At 45.4% G+C, this 17,688-nt stretch carries 15 protein-coding genes, 1 pseudogene and 1 other annotated feature; of the genes and pseudogenes, 10 read left to right on the plus strand and 6 right to left on the minus strand.

The genetic code is table 11. The features are described from left to right. Positions 1-56: 56 nt before the first annotated feature. Positions 57-197, plus strand: a complete 141-nt coding sequence (locus NST07_RS27895) for a hypothetical protein (RefSeq protein ID WP_342480581.1) — start codon at positions 57-59, stop codon at positions 195-197. Positions 198-201: 4 nt separating this feature from the next. Next, positions 202-3,543: a DEAD/DEAH box helicase gene (locus NST07_RS27900; RefSeq protein WP_342480582.1), complete on the plus strand. Its 3,342-nt coding sequence runs from the start codon at positions 202-204 to the stop codon at positions 3,541-3,543. Between the two features lie 86 nt (positions 3,544-3,629). Here the strand turns inward: NST07_RS27900 and NST07_RS27905 are convergent, their stop codons facing one another. Next, a complete protein-coding gene (locus NST07_RS27905; protein ID WP_341095871.1) occupies positions 3,630-4,016 on the minus strand; it encodes a hypothetical protein in 387 nt (128 codons plus the stop codon). Between the two features lie 289 nt (positions 4,017-4,305). Here NST07_RS27905 and NST07_RS27910 point away from each other — a divergent pair, with 289 nt between their 5' ends. From NST07_RS27910 to NST07_RS27920, 3 genes are all read left to right on the plus strand, one after another. Beyond that, positions 4,306-4,521, plus strand: a complete 216-nt coding sequence (locus tag NST07_RS27910; protein ID WP_342480583.1) for a hypothetical protein — start codon at positions 4,306-4,308, stop codon at positions 4,519-4,521. 319 nt (positions 4,522-4,840) lie between these two features. Next, positions 4,841-5,677 carry a YitT family protein gene (locus tag NST07_RS27915; RefSeq protein ID WP_341095876.1) on the plus strand — a complete coding sequence of 279 codons (837 nt, stop codon included), beginning with the start codon at positions 4,841-4,843 and terminating at the stop codon, positions 5,675-5,677. Between the two features lie 53 nt (positions 5,678-5,730). Continuing rightward, positions 5,731-5,950: a binding site (T-box leader), on the plus strand. A gap of 90 nt (positions 5,951-6,040) precedes the next feature. Then, positions 6,041-6,439: a hypothetical protein gene (locus tag NST07_RS27920; protein WP_342480584.1), complete on the plus strand. Its 399-nt coding sequence runs from the start codon at positions 6,041-6,043 to the stop codon at positions 6,437-6,439. Positions 6,440-6,651: 212 nt separating this feature from the next. On the opposite strand, the gene NST07_RS27925 is transcribed toward NST07_RS27920, so the two are convergent. Further along, a complete protein-coding gene (locus NST07_RS27925; RefSeq protein ID WP_342480585.1) occupies positions 6,652-7,419 on the minus strand; it encodes a hypothetical protein in 768 nt (255 codons plus the stop codon). Positions 7,420-7,818: 399 nt separating this feature from the next. Between NST07_RS27925 and NST07_RS27930 the strand changes: the two genes are divergently transcribed. Then, positions 7,819-9,042 (plus strand): IS110 family transposase, encoded by a 1,224-nt coding sequence (locus NST07_RS27930; RefSeq protein ID WP_342479910.1) that lies wholly within the window; start codon positions 7,819-7,821, stop codon positions 9,040-9,042. Positions 9,043-9,168: 126 nt separating this feature from the next. On the opposite strand, the gene NST07_RS27935 is transcribed toward NST07_RS27930, so the two are convergent. After that, the gene (locus NST07_RS27935) at positions 9,169-9,591 is read right to left on the minus strand and encodes a GNAT family N-acetyltransferase (protein WP_342480586.1); all 423 of its coding nucleotides are present in this window, start codon (positions 9,589-9,591) and stop codon (positions 9,169-9,171) included. Positions 9,592-9,963: 372 nt separating this feature from the next. Between NST07_RS27935 and NST07_RS27940 the strand changes: the two genes are divergently transcribed. Beyond that, entirely contained in the window at positions 9,964-11,187 is a 1,224-nt protein-coding gene (locus tag NST07_RS27940) for an IS110 family transposase (protein WP_342480587.1), read from the plus strand. Between the two features lie 292 nt (positions 11,188-11,479). Here NST07_RS27940 and NST07_RS27945 read toward each other — a convergent pair whose 3' ends face one another. Continuing rightward, on the minus strand, positions 11,480-12,088 hold the full coding sequence (locus NST07_RS27945) for a TetR/AcrR family transcriptional regulator (protein ID WP_068538177.1): 609 nt from the start codon (positions 12,086-12,088) through the stop codon (positions 11,480-11,482). 142 nt (positions 12,089-12,230) lie between these two features. On the opposite strand from NST07_RS27945, the gene NST07_RS27950 reads away from it, so the two are divergent. After that, positions 12,231-12,923 carry a DUF1295 domain-containing protein gene (locus NST07_RS27950; protein WP_342480588.1) on the plus strand — a complete coding sequence of 231 codons (693 nt, stop codon included), beginning with the start codon at positions 12,231-12,233 and terminating at the stop codon, positions 12,921-12,923. A gap of 249 nt (positions 12,924-13,172) precedes the next feature. Further along, positions 13,173-14,374, plus strand: a pseudogene (locus NST07_RS27955) (IS110 family transposase). A 239-nt stretch (positions 14,375-14,613) separates the two neighbouring features. On the opposite strand, the gene ltrA reads toward NST07_RS27955, so the two are convergent. Continuing rightward, complete coding sequence (gene ltrA / locus NST07_RS27960) at positions 14,614-15,906, minus strand: group II intron reverse transcriptase/maturase (RefSeq protein WP_342480589.1); 1,293 nt, start codon at positions 15,904-15,906, stop codon at positions 14,614-14,616. Between the two features lie 749 nt (positions 15,907-16,655). Next, positions 16,656-16,781: a hypothetical protein gene (locus tag NST07_RS27965; RefSeq protein WP_341095884.1), complete on the minus strand. Its 126-nt coding sequence runs from the start codon at positions 16,779-16,781 to the stop codon at positions 16,656-16,658. A gap of 338 nt (positions 16,782-17,119) precedes the next feature. On the opposite strand from NST07_RS27965, the gene NST07_RS27970 reads away from it, so the two are divergent. Further along, positions 17,120-17,500 carry a DUF6262 family protein gene (locus tag NST07_RS27970; RefSeq protein WP_341095886.1) on the plus strand — a complete coding sequence of 127 codons (381 nt, stop codon included), beginning with the start codon at positions 17,120-17,122 and terminating at the stop codon, positions 17,498-17,500. Positions 17,501-17,688 lie beyond the last annotated feature (188 nt).

The raw sequence follows: 17,688 nt of genomic DNA on the forward strand, positions 1-17,688 counted from the left end.
ATAGAAGGCCATCTCCAAACCACAGAAATGCGGTTTGGAGATGGCCTTTTTGTACAGTGCAAACGCTTAGAGTGATCCCGCACCGCAGCATCAGCTCAGGGATTCCGGTAAATGGTTTTGAAGGCGTACGCCTGTTCTGTTATTATGGGTACTATAGCAAATTCGGACTTATGGACAAGACAAAAGGAAGTGATTAGGGCTGTGGGTTTCTATGTGCCGGAACGGGTAATCAGGCTGCTATGCGGCGGTACTGCTTTGGAGCAGGGAACGGTTTATTATGAAGCGGATAAGGTCACGCTGACCTATGCAGAGAACAATGTTGAGCTGGAATATTCAAAATACCGGGCTGAGGTTCAAGGCCTCGAAAGCTACGAAGTGGTGCTTGCTATAGACAGTGACGGTGACGTGAATGGGGAATGCACCTGCCCTGCATACCACCACGGCGGAGCTTTTTGCAAGCATATTGCAGCTGTTCTCGTGAATATACTCCGTCAGGAAATGGACACAGAACTCTCCAGAAGTATGGCCGGCCCCAGTCTCCACCTTCACGGAGGCTCCACCGGAGAGAGCGGCAGACTTACTCCGCGTAATCCTGAACCTGCAGCCTTTGATACAGGGGAACATACGGGTGACCGAAAACTGGTGACCAGCATGCTGGATATGTTCGGCAGTTCCCGGAAGCGTCCAAGCGGCACCGGAACCTATAGCGATATCAGAACCCCGCTTCAGGTTGAGTTCATCTGCAAGCCGGTTCTGTACACCGATGGCACTCATAAGCTTGGAATTGAACTGAAGATCGGACTAGAACGGCTTTATATTGTGCAGAAAATCAGAGCTTTTCTCGAGCGTATCCACCGCGGAGAATCCTTTGAGTTCACCAAGCATTTTATCTATGACCCATCCTTGCACAGCTTCAATAAAGAAGACAATGCGGTGATTCTGAAGCTGATCGAAGTCCTTTTAAATGAAAAGATGTACCGCGAAGCTGTCAGTCCACATACGCATTATTCGGGTGGCCCTGGAGGGGAACGGCTGCTGCCGGTTCCGCCTTTTTTCTGGGAGCAAGTTCAGCCTGCGCTAACAGCAGTATCCTCTGCCCATTTGCAGCAAGGGGGAATACGCACTGAAGGGCTTCAGATCACAAAAGCTCCCCCTCCGCTGAGCTTTCAATTCGATCAAACCCCGGATAACAGCTATCGGCTAGATATCCAGGGACTGGCACAGCTTACAGTCATGGAGGATTACGGGCTTATCTTGTCTGAAGGCAGGCTACTGAAGCTGCCGGTTCAGGAATGCCAGCGTATCTCCGAGCTTAAGAAAATGCTGGCGTCCTCCCGCAAAGATGAAATTGCCATTGCCCCGGAGCAAATGGAGCCTTTTATGGATAAGGTGATTCCCGGGCTGAAAAAGCTGGGCCATGTGCATATTGCCGAGGCTATCCAAGGCCGCATCATCCAGGCACAGCTTCAAGCCAGACTTTATCTTGACCGGATAAGAGACCGGCTGCTGGCAGGCCTTGAGTTTCAATACGGCAATATTGTGATTAATCCGCTCGATGAGAAAGCACGCGAACGGGGCAATGAGGTGATTCTGATGCGGGACGGGGAAGCCGAAGGGCGGATTCTTGCGCTGATGGATCATGCTTCTTTTACCCAAACGGAAAGCGGCTATATTATGAGCGATGAGGACGGCGAATTTGATTTTCTCTATCATACCGTGCCGCTGCTGGAGCCGTTGCTTGAGGTATATGCCACTACTGCTGTCAAGGGAAGACTGCTCACCGGAACAGCCCTGCCGAAGGTAACCTTAAGCTGGAACGAAAAAACCGACTGGCTGGACTTCAAATTTGCCGTGGAAGGAATCCCCGAAACGGAAATTGTACTGGTGCTGAAATCGCTGCAGGAGAAACGCCGCTATTACCGGCTGCCGGATGGGGCGCTGCTGCCGCTGGAGAGTGCGGAATTCTTAGAAATCATCACCTTTATGAACGAAATCGGCATCCGGCAGGATGAGCTCAAAAGCCCGCAGTTCTCCCTCCCCCTGGCCCGCGGCCTGCATCTGAATGGCGATAGCGCGGGGGACTCCGTCACCATGGGACGCTCCCTGCGCCGGCTTCTGGCCAACATGCGGAATCCCGAAAATCTTGATTTCCCTGTGCCGGACAGCCTTGTTTCCGTACTCCGGGATTATCAGCAATATGGTTTCCAGTGGCTGAAGACGCTGGCCCACTACCGGTTCGGCGGTATCCTGGCCGATGATATGGGTCTTGGCAAAACGCTGCAGAGCATCGCCTTCCTGCTCTCAGAGCTTAAGGATATCCGGCAGGGAGGCCTCCCTGCGCTGATCATCGCTCCGGCCTCCCTGCTCTACAACTGGCAGAATGAGCTGAAGAAGTTCGCCCCGGAGATCAAAGCAGCCATAGCCGACGGGAACTTAACCGAACGCCGACGGATACTGAAGAACACCGCAGGAAACGATGTAATCATCACCTCCTATCCGCTGCTGCGCCGTGATATTGAAGAGTACGCCAAGCATTCCTTTCACACCCTGTTTCTGGATGAGGCACAGGTTATCAAGAACCATGCGACCCAGACAGCTCAGGCGGTCAAAATATTGCAGGCGCGCTACCGCTTCGCGCTTACCGGAACGCCGGTAGAAAATGCTCTGGAGGATCTATGGTCGATCTTCGGAGTGGTGTTTCCCGGACTGTTTCCGGGCAAAAAGGCCTTTCATGACCTGCCCCGGGAGACGGTTGCGAGGCGGGCACGGCCTTTTCTGCTGCGCCGCCTAAAAAGCGATGTACTGAAAGAGCTGCCGGACAAAATCGAAACTCTGCAGGCCTCGGAGCTGTTGCCTGAGCAGAAAAAACTGTATGTCGCTTATCTCGCCAGGCTGCGCAAGGAAGCGCTCAAGCATTTGGACAACGACGGGTTTGGCAACGGCAGAATCAAGGTGCTTGCCGGGCTGACCCGGCTGCGCCAGCTCTGCTGCCACCCCGCGCTGTTCATTGCAGGCTATACCGGCGGCTCGGCGAAATTCGAACAGCTGCTGGAGATTATTGAAGAATGCCGCAGCTCCGGCAAACGGATGCTGATTTTCTCCCAGTTCACCGAAATGCTCGGCCTGATCGGCCGTGAACTGGGCCTGCTGGGTGTGCAGCATTTCTATCTCGATGGCCAGACGCCTTCAGCCCAGCGGGTGGAGCTCTGCAACAGGTTCAATGAGGGTGAACGCGATCTTTTCCTGATTTCACTAAAAGCGGGTGGCACCGGACTGAACCTGACGGGAGCGGACACGGTCATTCTCTACGATCTCTGGTGGAATCCCGCTGTCGAGCAGCAAGCTGCCGACCGGGCCCACCGGATCGGGCAAAAGAAGGTGGTGCAGGTGATCCGCCTCGTAGCACAGGGGACTGTTGAGGATAAGATGTACGAGCTTCAGCAGAAGAAAAAGAACCTGATCGACGAAGTCATCCAACCGGGCCAGGAGGCCATGTCTGCCTTAAGCGAGCAGGATATCCGTGAAATCCTCATGCTTTCATAAATTGGCCATGCATGCTTATCTCCTTGCACAGCAAACAGGGACTTTCACAGCCTAAGGCTGGGATGTCCCTGTTTGCTGTGCAGATATTACAACTCGTCATTCAATATCTCATGCGTTACAACACGATGGGCATCCACCAATTGACCGTCAGCTTGTTTGCCCCATACTGAAATCCCTGCTTTTTCTCCTAGGTCATCGCCTGTAAAGAGAAATTCGAAAGCATCCAGATTAGCAAAGTAGTCTCTGGTCACCACCTCGTCAGGTGCGATTTCGACGACTTCACTCACATATAAAGTTCTTGTAGTGTCCAGGAAGTAACCTAGAATATTAATAACCAGTACCTCTGCAGCAGCCCGATTCACAATCTTTACAGTTACAAGCTGCGCCGGTCTTACTCCAAGAACAGGATTATTCTCAATAGGTCCAGTAGATAATGTGGTCATCCGTCTCATTTCTCCTTTCAATCCACTCATTTGTGAATATCAAACTCTGATTCTAGCGGTAGTGTTAATTGATCGCACAATATATTAATATTCGTTTGCTACCCTGACGGTGTGGACAAAAGACAGGCTCCATTCACCAAATCCTGCAGCAGTGCATAAAGTGTACAAAAGAGAGTTCGCCCACTAGTGGCCGCTGTTCTGAAAGAATGCATAAGGAAGAAGGGAGTCCATGCCCCCTCCTGGAAAAGGAAAGAAAACGAGCATAAAAAAACAACCGGCAAACCCAAAAACGCAAAGTCCAAAGGGGCTGGAATATGCAGTGGCTGCACTTCTTTTAACAGGCAAGTTAAAAGTAGACTCTGTCCAAATGTTCACGGACGCTTCGCTTCTTGTCAGCCTGGTTGGCAAGTATAAATCACTCGGCAATTTGAACGACAGCAACGTAGATAAACTGGTCAGCTTTCTCGACGACAACAGCAGCCTGACCTTGAACGAGATCATGGCCGCTTTGAAGAAAAAATCAGACAACTCTTGAGTGGATGAATACAAAGGGAGGCCAAGCACGTATGGACAATTTTGACGGTGAAGAATTTGCCGGGGGTATCCTGCTGGTCATAGTGATTGTGCTGCTTATCTTTGGTTCAACGGATATTAAGGACCTTACCGCTGCGCCTACTTCCGATTGAAAAGGGACTCCTTTCCTGAATTAAATCATTTACATCCCCTATAAGGCTTGTTATGATTAAAGGATCAAAAGAGCTGCGCAACCTATGTTTGCTACAAAGCGATTAAAGGATGATTTTTTCCTTTAATCGCTTTTTTGTGTGAGCTTTAAAATCATGGAGGTATATCGTATGAACAAAAGAGTACATGATATGGTTATGCTGCTTCTCGGGGCATTTATTTTTGCGCTGGCAGTCAATTTATTTGTGATTCCCAATGACTTTGGTGAGGGTGGCGTGACAGGGATATCGATCATTCTGTATTATTTGCTGAAATGGTCACCTGCGCTGGTCGGCATCATCTTGAACGGGATTTTGCTGATCATCGGCTACAAACTCCTGGATAAAAAAACGACGGGCTACACCATTATCGCCGTTGCCTTTAACTCCCTGTTCCTGTACTTGACCAAGAACTGGCAGATCGCTTCGGATGAGCCAGTGATTAACGCTATTTTCGCGGGTCTGTTTGCGGGGGTCGGGATTGGACTGATCATCCGGGTCGGCGGCACGACTGCAGGTACAACAATTCTGGCTCGTCTTGCCAATAAATATTGGGATTGGAATATCAGCTATGCCTTGCTGTTCTTTGATCTTATCGTTGCCGGACTGTCCGCCTTCGTCATTGGTATCGAAAAGATGATGTTTACGTTCGTCATCCTCTATATCGGAACCAAAGCTATGGAGTTCATTATCGAGGGCTTGAATCCTAAAAAAGCAGTGACCATCATCTCGGCACGCTATGACAGCATTGCCGTACGGGTTACGGAGATTATGGACCGCGGAGTAACGGTGCTCCGGGGATACGGCTATTACACCGGCGAAGAAAAGGAAGTCCTTTACATCGTAATTAGTAAGCAGGAAGTTTCCATGCTCAAAAAAATCGTACGGGCTGAGGACAAAAATGCTTTTGTCACGATCCACGATGTGCGCGACGTGTTTGGCGAAGGATTCATTGATATTTCTAAATAAGCCAATCGGCTATTGATTTATTCCATAAATTCGCTATACTGATAAAAATCAATATACAATCGATGAACGGGAAAGTAGTTGCCTGACCCTAGTCCCCAGCGAGCCGGAAGAGTGAGAGCCGGTACAGGCCAGTTAATGAAGCGCACCCGGGAGATGGACTTCTGAACTGATAGTAGGAAGCCCCGGCTGAAGACCGTTAACCTGTAAGGTGGCTAAACCAAGGTGTTTAGCAACGAGAGTGGTACCGCGAGCGCTAAAGCCCTCGTCTCTTTTAGAGACGGGGGCTTTTTTTGATGTTTTTTAGCCCGCTAAGTACACATGTAACGCAAATCTGCTTCAGGAATTTTAAAGGAGGTTCATCCCGTGTTAAGCCAACTTATTAAAACAAGCTTGGAACAAAGCGTCCAGCAGGTATTCAGCAGCATGACCGCTGCCGCACCAGAACATTTAACCATCGCTCTTGAACAGCCCGCTAATCCGGATTTCGGCGACTACTCCAGCAATATTGCCATGCAGCTGGCCAAAGTCCTGCGCAAGGCCCCAATGGCTATTGCCGAGCTGATCACAGCGGAGCTTGGGCAACAGGAAGCGATCAAGGGATTGCTGCAGCGAATCGAGGTTGCGGCTCCGGGCTTCATCAACATGTACATGAATTGGCAGGAGTGGGCAAATCACAGCTTTGAGCTGCCGCCAGGGAACGGGAATAAGGTGATCATTGAGCATACTTCTGTGAACCCAAACAAATCAATGCATAGAAGTTAGACCTGTTAAAAAAGACGCGTTTCCGTCCTAGCTTCACTAGACAATCTGCAGAAAAAAACAAACCCGCCAGCATGCTTTAGCTCGGTGGGTTATTTTAAAATTAGATTGAGACTAACCTTAGAAATAGAAACAGAGACATCCAAGGACGAGGAAATATGTCCTAGACTGTCTCTCTTTCATTGAACTAATGTTCACCGTTAGCTCAAGTTATTTTAGTTCTCTCGTCTACATTGTATACGGCTTTCTTTTCCAGAAATACCTTTTTCGATTGTAACTTTATTTATTTCAAAACCATTTTCTGGAGTATCAGTTAACGTAATATGTATTCTATCATAAGGAACGTCACCATGATGTGCACCATAATTTAACGCACTTGCATGAACGATATGTCTTCTTGTATCGCCATTTATTCTTTCAATTTTATCTATTTTTGGACACATGATAAAGTCTGAGTAAGTTTTGTCGAGATAGGTAAAATATCTGGTATATAAAGTTTCTTCAAGCAATTCTTCTTTGGGAACTCCAATACTTTCATATTGCCACCCAACTAAGAGCCAATCATATAGCTCCAGTGATTTTAATCGAACTCTTATATTATTTTGGGTATATATAACCTCACCATCTGCTATTGTGCATGTCTTTTTTTGGTTTTCAAAAATACAATTATAGGCAGGTTCAATAACTGCAATATCCCCGTTTTTCATTCTTATTTTCAAATTGGAGACGGGAGTTTTATTTAACTCAAACTCAGTTGGTACTTCGGAAGGATTTGATGTGTTTATCCATTTAACAACCTTACTGATGATTACTTCTTCATATCCGTCGCTTTCCTTAAATAAACGAGCCCCCCCATAAATACGGTTTGCTTGAATAGATGAAACATCTTCTGTTTTTAATTTTGGTTGAACACTTGCCTTTGCTAATTGTATCGAGGAAAATAGTCCAGCAAACACCATGTATATTATGACTAACTTTTTCACGATTTTTACGCCACCTCTGGAAGTAGTATTATAGGTATTATCCCCTTTGAATAAAACTAAATTCCAAAATGACATTCATAAACCAGTCAGTATAAAAAAGTTCGCCAATAACAGCCACTGTTGTTCAACTAACCTGCCCGTTAGCCAACCATGCAGCGCAAAATCAGCGCTGCACCACAGAGAATGAAAATTTTTGCTTGGTATTTTATACTGGAAGTACGGCTGGGAGAGGAAGGTCGATGAACTATGGTGCGTTTAGAGCCCATCCGTTAGTCTGACTCCAACGACCACGGTGCACCACTGAATGTTGCTCCCACTGGGAAGCACTCATAGTAGATTAATCCTATTCTGGTTGTTGCACCAGTCTCCAATCATGATGCCGTAGAAAGGTTGAATGGCATGGATGTAATTATTGAACGGGCGTGCGGTATGGATGTCCATAAAGACAATATTACTGCATGCATCATGACACCTGAAGGAAAGGAGATTCAAACATTTTCAACTAAAACTGTATTTCTTCTTAAGTTAGTGGACTGGATTAAGGAGCACAGCTGTACTCATGTCGCCATGGAAAGCACAAGTGTTTATTGGAAACCTATTGTAAATTTAATTGAGGCTGAAGAGATCGAATTTCTGGTTGTTAATGCCCAGCATATGAAAGCTGTGCCTGGACGCAAAACCGATGTTAAAGATGCAGAATGGATTTGCCAACTCCTTCGCCACGGACTGATTAAAGCCAGTTTCATTCCAGACCGTAATCAACGTGAGTTAAGAGAGCTTGTTCGTTATCGCCGGAGTATCATCGAAGAACGTGCCAGACAGCATAATCGAATCCAAAAAGTATTAGAGGGAGCTAATATTAAGCTTGGTTCCGTTGTCTCAGATATTATGGGAGTTTCCTCTAAAAAAATGCTTTATGCGATTGCTGAAGGTATAGATGATCCTGGGCAACTGGCCAACATGGCCCTTCGAACACTAAAACGAAAAAAAGATGAACTCGAACTTGCCCTCCAAGGATACGTAAGTCCCCATCAACGCCTAATGATAAAAACCATTCTAACTCACATCGACTTTCTAACTCAACAAATTGATATGCTGGATCAAGAAGTTGCACGGCGAGTAAATCCTTACCAAGAAGATATCGAACGATTAGACTCAATTCCAGGCATATCAACACGAATGGCCGAACAAATCCTGGCTGAAATCGGTACAGATATTAAAAACCAGTTTCCAAGCGCAGCTCATATGTGTTCCTGGGCAGGACTTGTTCCTGGCCATAACGAAAGTGCGGGCAAAAGGAAATCGGCTAAAACCAAAAAGGGCAATAAATATTTGAGATCAGGCTTAACCGAAGCTGCTCATTCCGTAAAAGGATCTAAGAATTACCTTGGCGCACTGTATAGGCGTACAGCAGCGCGAAAAGGAAGGAAACGAGCAGGAATTGTAGTCGCTCATGCCATGTTGAGAATCTCCTATTACCTTCTAACTCGTAAAGAAATGTATGTTGATCTAGGGGAAGACTACTTCAATAAGCAAAGGGAACAGTCCATTGTGCGACATGCTTTACGCAGACTTGAAGGGCTAGGCTACTCCATTACCATCACTAAACCAGAAGGCTCTTGATCTATATAAGCTACAATAAAAAGCTATTCAGGCGCTCTCCCCTTTTAAAAAAACGAACGAGCTGCGTCTTCTTTAGTGCTGCCTTTTCCGTACTTTTGCTGTTTATGAATTTTCATAGTAGTTAAATCAAACCAACTCTGAAATAAACATAGGCGTGGCTCCATCCTCTTTGGAAAAGCCACATTTATGATAAAAATCCACTGCACTCTGATAAGAAATTAGTACTTTCGTTTTACATCCTTTATATCTATCAAGCATAATGTCCATCATTTTCCTACCTATTCCTTCACCCTGATAACTCGGATTGATCAGCATATAATGGAAATATACTGTTAAAACACCATCGGAAAGAGCATTTACTAGACCGACGAGCTTATCTCCATCCCAAGCCGCAACAATCGAATGAGATCCTTTAATCGCTTGTATAAGTTCATTTGGATGTTTTCCTGATTCCCACTCTACCGAAAGAAATAACTCTTGAAGTGCCTCCTTAGTGATAACCTCAATATTCGAAGCGTAACGGATACTCATCTCAATACCTGCCTTCATCAGAGTTTGTCTCTAGGATACAATTTCTTCATCTAAGTCAGTTTACCGTTAAATAGGTATACGGATAATGGAGTATTTGAAGAAATTCTTGTATTTATGCGCATAACTGCCCGTTAGCCAACCATGCAGCGCAAAATCAGCGCTGCACCACAGAGAATGAAAATTTTTGCTTGGTATTTTATACTGGAAGTACGGCTGGGAGAGGAAGGTCGATGAACTATGGTGCGTTTAGAGCCCATCCGTTAGTCTGACTCCAACGACCACGGTGCACCACTGAATGTTGCTCCCACTGGGAAGCACTCATAGTAGATTAATCCTATTCTGGTTGTTGCACCAGTCTCCAATCATGATGCCGTAGAAAGGTTGAATGGCATGGATGTAATTATTGAACGGGCGTGCGGTATGGATGTCCATAAAGACAATATTACTGCATGCATCATGACACCTGAAGGAAAGGAGATTCAAACATTTTCAACTAAAACTGTATTTCTTCTTAAGTTAGTGGACTGGATTAAGGAGCACAGCTGTACTCATGTCGCCATGGAAAGCACAAGTGTTTATTGGAAACCTATTGTAAATTTAATTGAGGCTGAAGAGATCGAATTTCTGGTTGTTAATGCCCAGCATATGAAAGCTGTGCCTGGACGCAAAACCGATGTTAAAGATGCAGAATGGATTTGCCAACTCCTTCGCCACGGACTGATTAAAGCCAGTTTCATTCCAGACCGTAATCAACGTGAGTTAAGAGAGCTTGTTCGTTATCGCCGGAGTATCATCGAAGAACGTGCCAGACAGCATAATCGAATCCAAAAAGTATTAGAGGGAGCTAATATTAAGCTTGGTTCCGTTGTCTCAGATATTATGGGAGTTTCCTCTAAAAAAATGCTTTATGCGATTGCTGAAGGTATAGATGATCCTGGGCAACTGGCCAACATGGCCCTTCGAACACTAAAACGAAAAAAAGTTGAACTCGAACTTGCCCTCCAAGGATACGTAAGTCCCCATCAACGCCTAATGATAAAAACCATTCTAACTCACATCGACTTTCTAACTCAACAAATTGATATGCTGGATCAAGAAGTTGCACGGCGAGTAAATCCTTACCAAGAAGATATCGAACGATTAGACTCAATTCCAGGCATATCAACACGAATGGCCGAACAAATCCTGGCTGAAATCGGTACAGATATTAAAAACCAGTTTCCAAGCGCAGCTCATATGTGTTCCTGGGCAGGACTTGTTCCTGGCCATAACGAAAGTGCGGGCAAAAGGAAATCGGCTAAAACCAAAAAGGGCAATAAATATTTGAGATCAGGCTTAACCGAAGCTGCTCATTCCGTAAAAGGATCTAAGAATTACCTTGGCGCACTGTATAGGCGTACAGCAGCGCGAAAAGGAAGGAAACGAGCAGGAATTGTAGTCGCTCATGCCATGTTGAGAATCTCCTATTACCTTCTAACTCGTAAAGAAATGTATGTTGATCTAGGGGAAGACTACTTCAATAAGCAAAGGGAACAGTCCATTGTGCGACATGCTTTACGCAGACTTGAAGGGCTAGGCTACTCCATTACCATCACTAAACCAGAAGGCTCTTGATCTATATAAGCTACAATAAAAAGCTATTCAGGCGCTCTCCCCTTTTAAAAAAACGAACGAGCTGCGTCTTCTTTAGTGCTGCCTTTTCCGTACTTTTGCTGTTTATGAATTTTCATAGTAGCTCAATGAAGTGCGACTAAAATTTTGCATAACATGATTGCTTTTACATAAACCAACATCGCCACAATGTAGGTAACTTTGCGTCAAATAACGATAATGTAGGAACATTTGTGCATTTTTCATTGACACAAATGTTCCTACATAAATAAAGAAAACCTAATTGGTACTGGAATTACCTCTTTTCTATTTTAGCAACCCGCATATCGCCCATAAGACCTTTGAAGAAAAATTGAATAAAGCGTTCTTCGGAAATAACAGCATGATCGGAACGGTCAGTCTCTTGGAATTGGTTCATCGCTTTCTGGTACATGTTGAAATAAAAGAGCAGTTCGTCTTCCCTCAAGCCCTCTGCCATATACTGCTCTTCCAGCCCACGCTGAATAAGCCTCAGCAGAAACGGAATGAACTTCATCTCCAGAAACCGATCCACTCTCTCCTGCATCGCAACAATATCAGCAGATTGCTTCATGCAGTCATTAATGACCTTAACAAATTTCATTTCCTCCGTCATTACCGTATACATGAGCTTTGGGTAAGACATCTGGCCTTCTAATAAATGCTCATATCTCTTCAACTGTTCCTCCATCATTTCGCCGATAGCTTCAAATAACAGCTCGTCCTTGCTCCCGAAATAATTGTAAATGGATACTTGAGATACTTTTGCTTCCTTGGCTATTTCTTTAATCGTTGCTCTATGAAACCTGTCATGGTTCAGCTTCTCTTTCGTTATGGCTAATATAAGCTGTTTCTTCTGTTCCGTTCGTCTCTCAAATCCGTTCAATTGCGATCACCCCTACTATCCAACTTTAATTTTAAACTATCGCGATGTCAAATTTCAAAATTATATTGCGAATCAAATGAAGTTGAGCTATTATAAGTTTTGAAATAGTATCTAATCTAATTTCAAAACTAGGAGGCGCAACATGAAAACTCTGTACAATCAAAACACGGGCTATTGGTATCCTCGCCTTACCTTATTCATGCTAGAGACGATTATTTTGGCAATTGCCGGCTGGCTGCTTTTTTTTGATGGCGCGGAGGTTTTAAATGGTGTATTTCATTGGAACTTAACGAATGGTGACTCAGGACGGAATTTGCTTCTATTCATCCTTATTTTAATCGTTTTCGTTCGGATGAAATTTACGATGTTTTTTCTTTTAAGAAGACCTATGTCATGGCAGGAGGCGTTTAGTGTTCCGACGGCTTTTTCGTTGTATTATATCGTTATTCCTCTTCTCAGCTTGACCCATAATAAGCCGTTGAACGGATGGGACATTGTATTTGTCGTCATCTTCGTCATAGGTTCACTCTTTAATTCGCATGCCGAATGGCTTCGTCATCAATGGAAACAAAATCCTGAACATAAAGGAAAACTGTACACAGGCGGCTACTTCCGCTATTCGATCCATATTAACTATTTCGGCGATGTGTTATGGGTGCTTGCGATGGCATTCGTCGCATGGAACGCTTGGGCATTGCTCGTGCCACTATGGTTGTTCTGTTTCTTCGCATTCTACAATATTCCGATGCTGGATAAGCACCTTGCTGAGAAGTACGGCGATGATTTCGAACGTTACCTTAAAAAAACAAAAACATTTATTCCTTACTTCTATTAACTGTATCGTATTATGAGGTCACCAGATCTTTCTGGTAGACCTCATTTTTGTGTGGTCGTAAGATAGCGGTAGCCGGGGATAGAACGTTTCTGCCCGTGGGAGCTAGATCCCGAGAGCTATACAGTTCATCCCCCCTACTTGTTAAACCATGATTAGGCTGGTTGGGACAATGATCCCGAATCACATGCGATAATGTGGACGACAAGAAGGTTAGGGGTTGCCGGCGAATATAATATCGGGAGTGGTTGAATGAACCCTGTCATTGGATTGGATGTCACTAAAGGGGAAAGTCATGCACAAGCTTTTTCAGATCGAGGAACGCCCTACGGAAAGACCTTTCGATTCAAGCACAATCTTGAGGGATTAGCGTCCTTCCTTCGTTATGCTCAAAACGTGGAGTCCTTTGCTGGACAGCGTCCTGCCATTGTGTTGGAAGCAACGGGGCATTATCATAGTCCAGTTATACAGTTTCTAAATGAGCATCAATATCTGTATATCGTTATCAATCCGTTAATTTCACACCAAGCGAAAAAGATGAATTTGCGTAAAGTGAAAACGGATGTTGCTGACGCACACCAGCTGGGGGAATTGTCTACAAAGAAGAGCTGGAGCCTTACAAAAAACGGGGTCAGTATCTGATGAATCTGCGTTACCTGACACGGCAACATGAGTCACTGACTGAAATGTATGTCCAGGCAAAGTTACAGTTTCAAGCGGTATTGGATCAAGTCTTTCCGGAGTATCACGGCGTGTTTGGTGACCTTTATTCTAAGGTGTCACTTCGTTTCCTAGCTCAGTATCCAACGTCTCAATCGGTGCTAGCGATGTCTGAGGAAAACGTGACAGCGAACATACAACGCCTTGTTGGACATGTCGCCTCTAACCGGTGGTCATTGGAACGATCACAGAAACTAATGGCTGCAGCAGAGCGAAATCCCTTCAGGGAGACCGCTTTTCCGAGTCATTTAATCTCATTGGAGCTGTTTATTAATTTACTTCTTCAGTATCAGGAGCATCTAGCGAAACTTGATAAATCAATAGAGGCCCTGGCTGAAGAATTACTGGAGTATGATTTAATCCAATCGATACCCGGCATTGGTACTAAAATTGCTGCAACAATTTTAGCTGAGATCGGAGAAATCGATCGGTTCGATCATGCAAAAAAACTAGTTGCGTTTGCCGGTATTGATCCAAGTGTCTTTTCTTCCGGCAAGTTTACAGCAACCCGAAATACAATCACCAAACGCGGTTCCAGGAGACTCCGGACAGCCTTATATCAAGCTGTGCGATGTGGTTTGCGAAGCTCACGTAATAAGAAAATTAGGGCTTATTACGACAAAAAGCGAGCAGAAGGTAAACCGTTTAAAGTAGCCGTGATCGCATGTGTAAATAAACTGATCCATTGGATTTATGCGATATTGACCAAGAAGGAGCCTTTCCGCGTCGACTGAATAAGTAACATTTAGATATCGAGGAAAGCCTTCCCAAATTCTATGGGACGGTTATTTGTTATGCGTTTTTACTAGTATAGCACCCTTCGTTTTCTTCATTAATAATTAAATATTGACAAGCTATTAGCTGGTATAGTTCTAGAGTAAAGGGCTGGCCTAACCAGCCCCTCCTCATCAAACCGTACGTGAGGTTTTCCCTCATACGGCTTTCCGATGTTCATCAATCATGGGCATGCAGATCACAATAGCGTTTTCAATCCATACATGTTGGCAATATACTTGACCTCAGATCGTGAGCTCATCCAAATCCCTCGTTGTCTCTTCTTCGCGTACCACCGGGTTAATCGCTGCAGAATATACCAATCCAACTTGGCTAATCTCTTTTGGCTGTAGTTCGTGTAGTAGTAATTTCTCCATCCTTGAATCTTTGGATTGAGCCACTTTACATGCTCCGCGAATGATTTCGATCGCATACTCGGTGGAGCCAGTCTTTCTTTGACCACTCCTCGAATGCGTTCCTCCGCCTTTTTCGTTAGCCACTGCTGCGTGGTGTAGTACACCTTGCCTTGGGACGTTTCTGCTTTGGTCTTCCGGTGATGCATTCCTAAGAAGTCGAATCCTTCCTCTCCTGTCCATAGGCCTACGATGCGGGTTTTGGTTGGGTGTAGGGTCAACTCCAGACGTTCCATGATTCTGTGTATGAGCTCATACGCATGTTCGGCGTCCTTTTTGGTTTTACAGACCACTACAAAATCGTCTGCATACCTTGTCAGTTCTCCCACTCTACTTCCGTGTTTCCCCCACAGTCGGTCAAAGTAGTTCAGATAGATATTCGCCAGAAGCGGTGAAATGACTCCACCTTGCGGTGTTCCTAAATCGGAACGCCTTACGTTTCCTTCTTCCATCACTCCCGCATGAAGCCACTTCCGTATTAATTTTAGGATCCGCCTGTCGTTGATACGCATCTGTACCAATTTCATAAGCTTCTCTTGATTAATATTGTCGAAGTAACCTTGGATATCGACGTCGACTACCCAATTCCCTTTGCGGTTGCAGGCTTTCCGGATTCGCTCTAGCGCTCCTTTCGCGCTTCGCTTCGGACGAAATCCGAAGGATACTTCTTCGAAGTCTGCTTCAAAGATCGGTTCAATCACGAGTTTCGTTGCCATTTGTATGACTCGGTCGCGCACAGTGGGTATGCCTAGCGGTCTTGGCTTCCCATCTTTCTTCGGGATATAGTGCCGCCGTACGGGCTGCGGATGGTAATTGCCTTCTTTCAGTTCTCGCTCGCATTCCTTGAGGAAACTTGTTTCTCCTTGTTCCTCAATATCTGCGAGCGTCACGGCATCCACTCCCGCAGCTCCCTTGTTCGCTTTCACCCGTTTCCAGGCTTCGCACAGCACATCCCAGCGGTAGACTTTGTCGTACAGGGCATGGAATTTACGCTTATTGTTCTCCTTGGCCGCATGACCTAGCTTTTTTTGGAGTTGTTGAACTTTTTCCTTGGGTGTCGTTAGCCGGTTGGCATTCACTCACTCGTACCTCCTCCAAAAGCATAAACAAAGCAGGGCTCCTTCCCTCCCTAAGGTTATGTTGTCCTTAGGTTCTTCGGTACTATGAGCCCCTCGGACTCCCTTCCCACAGACGGTTCATTTCATCTTCTGGACTTATAGAGCGCCTCTTTACGGGTTTCTAAAAAAAAAAATCCCGTGTGGGGGAGGGTCTCCCCAGTTCACTGCATTATCTTTCAAACCATGCCGTTCCCTATACGCCGGAGGATTCTTCACTGTTGTTCCAAGTTCTGTACAGTTTCCTTGGCCTTCGTCTATTGTACCGAGACTCGGCACCCTCTCTTCCCCTTCGCAGGGCCTTTTTGACGACGCGGCAGGATTCACTTCATGTTGCGGCCTGGATTGTTGCTCGCCCGGTCTCTGACCGATACTTTTGTCGATGCGCTTCTACACACAGATTTCGCCATGAGCAGGCATCCTAGCTACAGAGGTGGCTTGGCCCCTCCTTTGGTTGGACTTTCACCAACTAGATAATGCGTGCTTCTGGGCACGCGAACAAATAAAAAACGGCTGCCGAAGCAACCGCTATTCCACTAACGTTTCCCGTTAGCGGAATGACCTGTCTGTAAAGTATGATACGGTTCTCCGTGCTGTCTGAAGCGGCAAGTATTTAAGGTTATCCTGAAAAGGATGGCCTTTTCATTGAAGAACATGCCTTACTAAGCTAACGTTTTCGCACGTACAACAATGTCGAAAAGAGACTGAACCTTTTATTCTGATTCCATCCGCAATAATGTCAAGAGATCATCGAAGATTCCAGGTGTCGTGAATACGACCACTTCACCATAGAGTTCATTAGGGATGTCATCGGGCATCACTTGTACATTGCAACTCAATGCTCCCGCCTCCCGTGCAATCAAGCCTGCGGCGGCTACGTCCCACGGTGCAAGTTTTTTTGTGAAGAGACGTTAAGAAAACAAAAAATTCCTAACCTCTCTCAAAATTCCGCCCTATTTATGATACGGTTCATCACGAATGATCTTAGACTATCCTGCCCGTTCGTTTAATGAAACGCCTGCCAGTCTAATACTTTATTTTCTCTGAACATTGTCCGGAAGCAACCATGTGCGTGGTTCTCGCCCGGCTTCATCCGGAAACAATCAGGTGCGCGGATCTGCTGCCGCGGGCCTGCCTCCATCGCTCAACGCCGTGTAAAAAAAGGTGAGTGCTGGAAATGGCTAATTATGACCGTACAGCCCATCTGAAGAGCATCCATGCTCAACGGAAGGCAAGCACCTTAGAGAAGGTAGATCTGGCGATTAAACGCCTCTTACGAGTCAACAAGAGCATCAATTTCAATAGCGTATCAGAAGAATCGGGTGTTTCGAAAGCGAGTTTATATAACCATTCAGATATCCGCGAGAGGATCGAATCCTTACGCCGTCAACAATCACAAGCACCCACTCCAAAGCAAATAAAGCGTGAGATAAATGATGCGAATAAGGATATACTCATCGATATTTTGAAACGCAAAATCAAAGCACTGGAGAACGAGAACAAAGAATTACGAGAAGAAATGAAAAAGGCTTATGCTCAGATTTACGAAAAATTTTAGTTACACTTCATTGAGCTAACGAGCAGTTTTGCGACAAAACACTGCATGTACAACATAAAGCAAACACTAGCCCTCAACAGCGCGGTTTCTCTTAGGCCGCGTCTTTTGCATTTAATCCCTCCATAACAAACGACAAAATATATTTTACCCGGGTAATATTGACTTTTTATTTTTACCCGGGTAAAATT

This window comes from Paenibacillus sp. FSL L8-0340, assembly GCF_038593145.1.
Lineage (GTDB): Bacteria > Bacillota > Bacilli > Paenibacillales > Paenibacillaceae > Paenibacillus_AQ.

Excerpts from the sequence above, each read along its gene's own strand:
- NST07_RS27930 (WP_342479910.1), top strand. The coding sequence starts at position 7,819 with ATGGATGTAATTATTGAACGGGCGTGCGGTATGGATGTCCATAAAGAC.
- NST07_RS27940 (WP_342480587.1), top strand. The coding sequence starts at position 9,964 with ATGGATGTAATTATTGAACGGGCGTGCGGTATGGATGTCCATAAAGAC.
- NST07_RS27935 (WP_342480586.1), bottom strand. The coding sequence starts at position 9,591 with ATGAAGGCAGGTATTGAGATGAGTATCCGTTACGCTTCGAATATTGAG.
- NST07_RS27970 (WP_341095886.1), top strand. The coding sequence starts at position 17,120 with ATGGCTAATTATGACCGTACAGCCCATCTGAAGAGCATCCATGCTCAA.
- NST07_RS27915 (WP_341095876.1), top strand. The coding sequence starts at position 4,841 with ATGAACAAAAGAGTACATGATATGGTTATGCTGCTTCTCGGGGCATTT.
- NST07_RS27950 (WP_342480588.1), top strand. The coding sequence starts at position 12,231 with ATGAAAACTCTGTACAATCAAAACACGGGCTATTGGTATCCTCGCCTT.
- NST07_RS27905 (WP_341095871.1), bottom strand. The coding sequence starts at position 4,016 with ATGAGTGGATTGAAAGGAGAAATGAGACGGATGACCACATTATCTACT.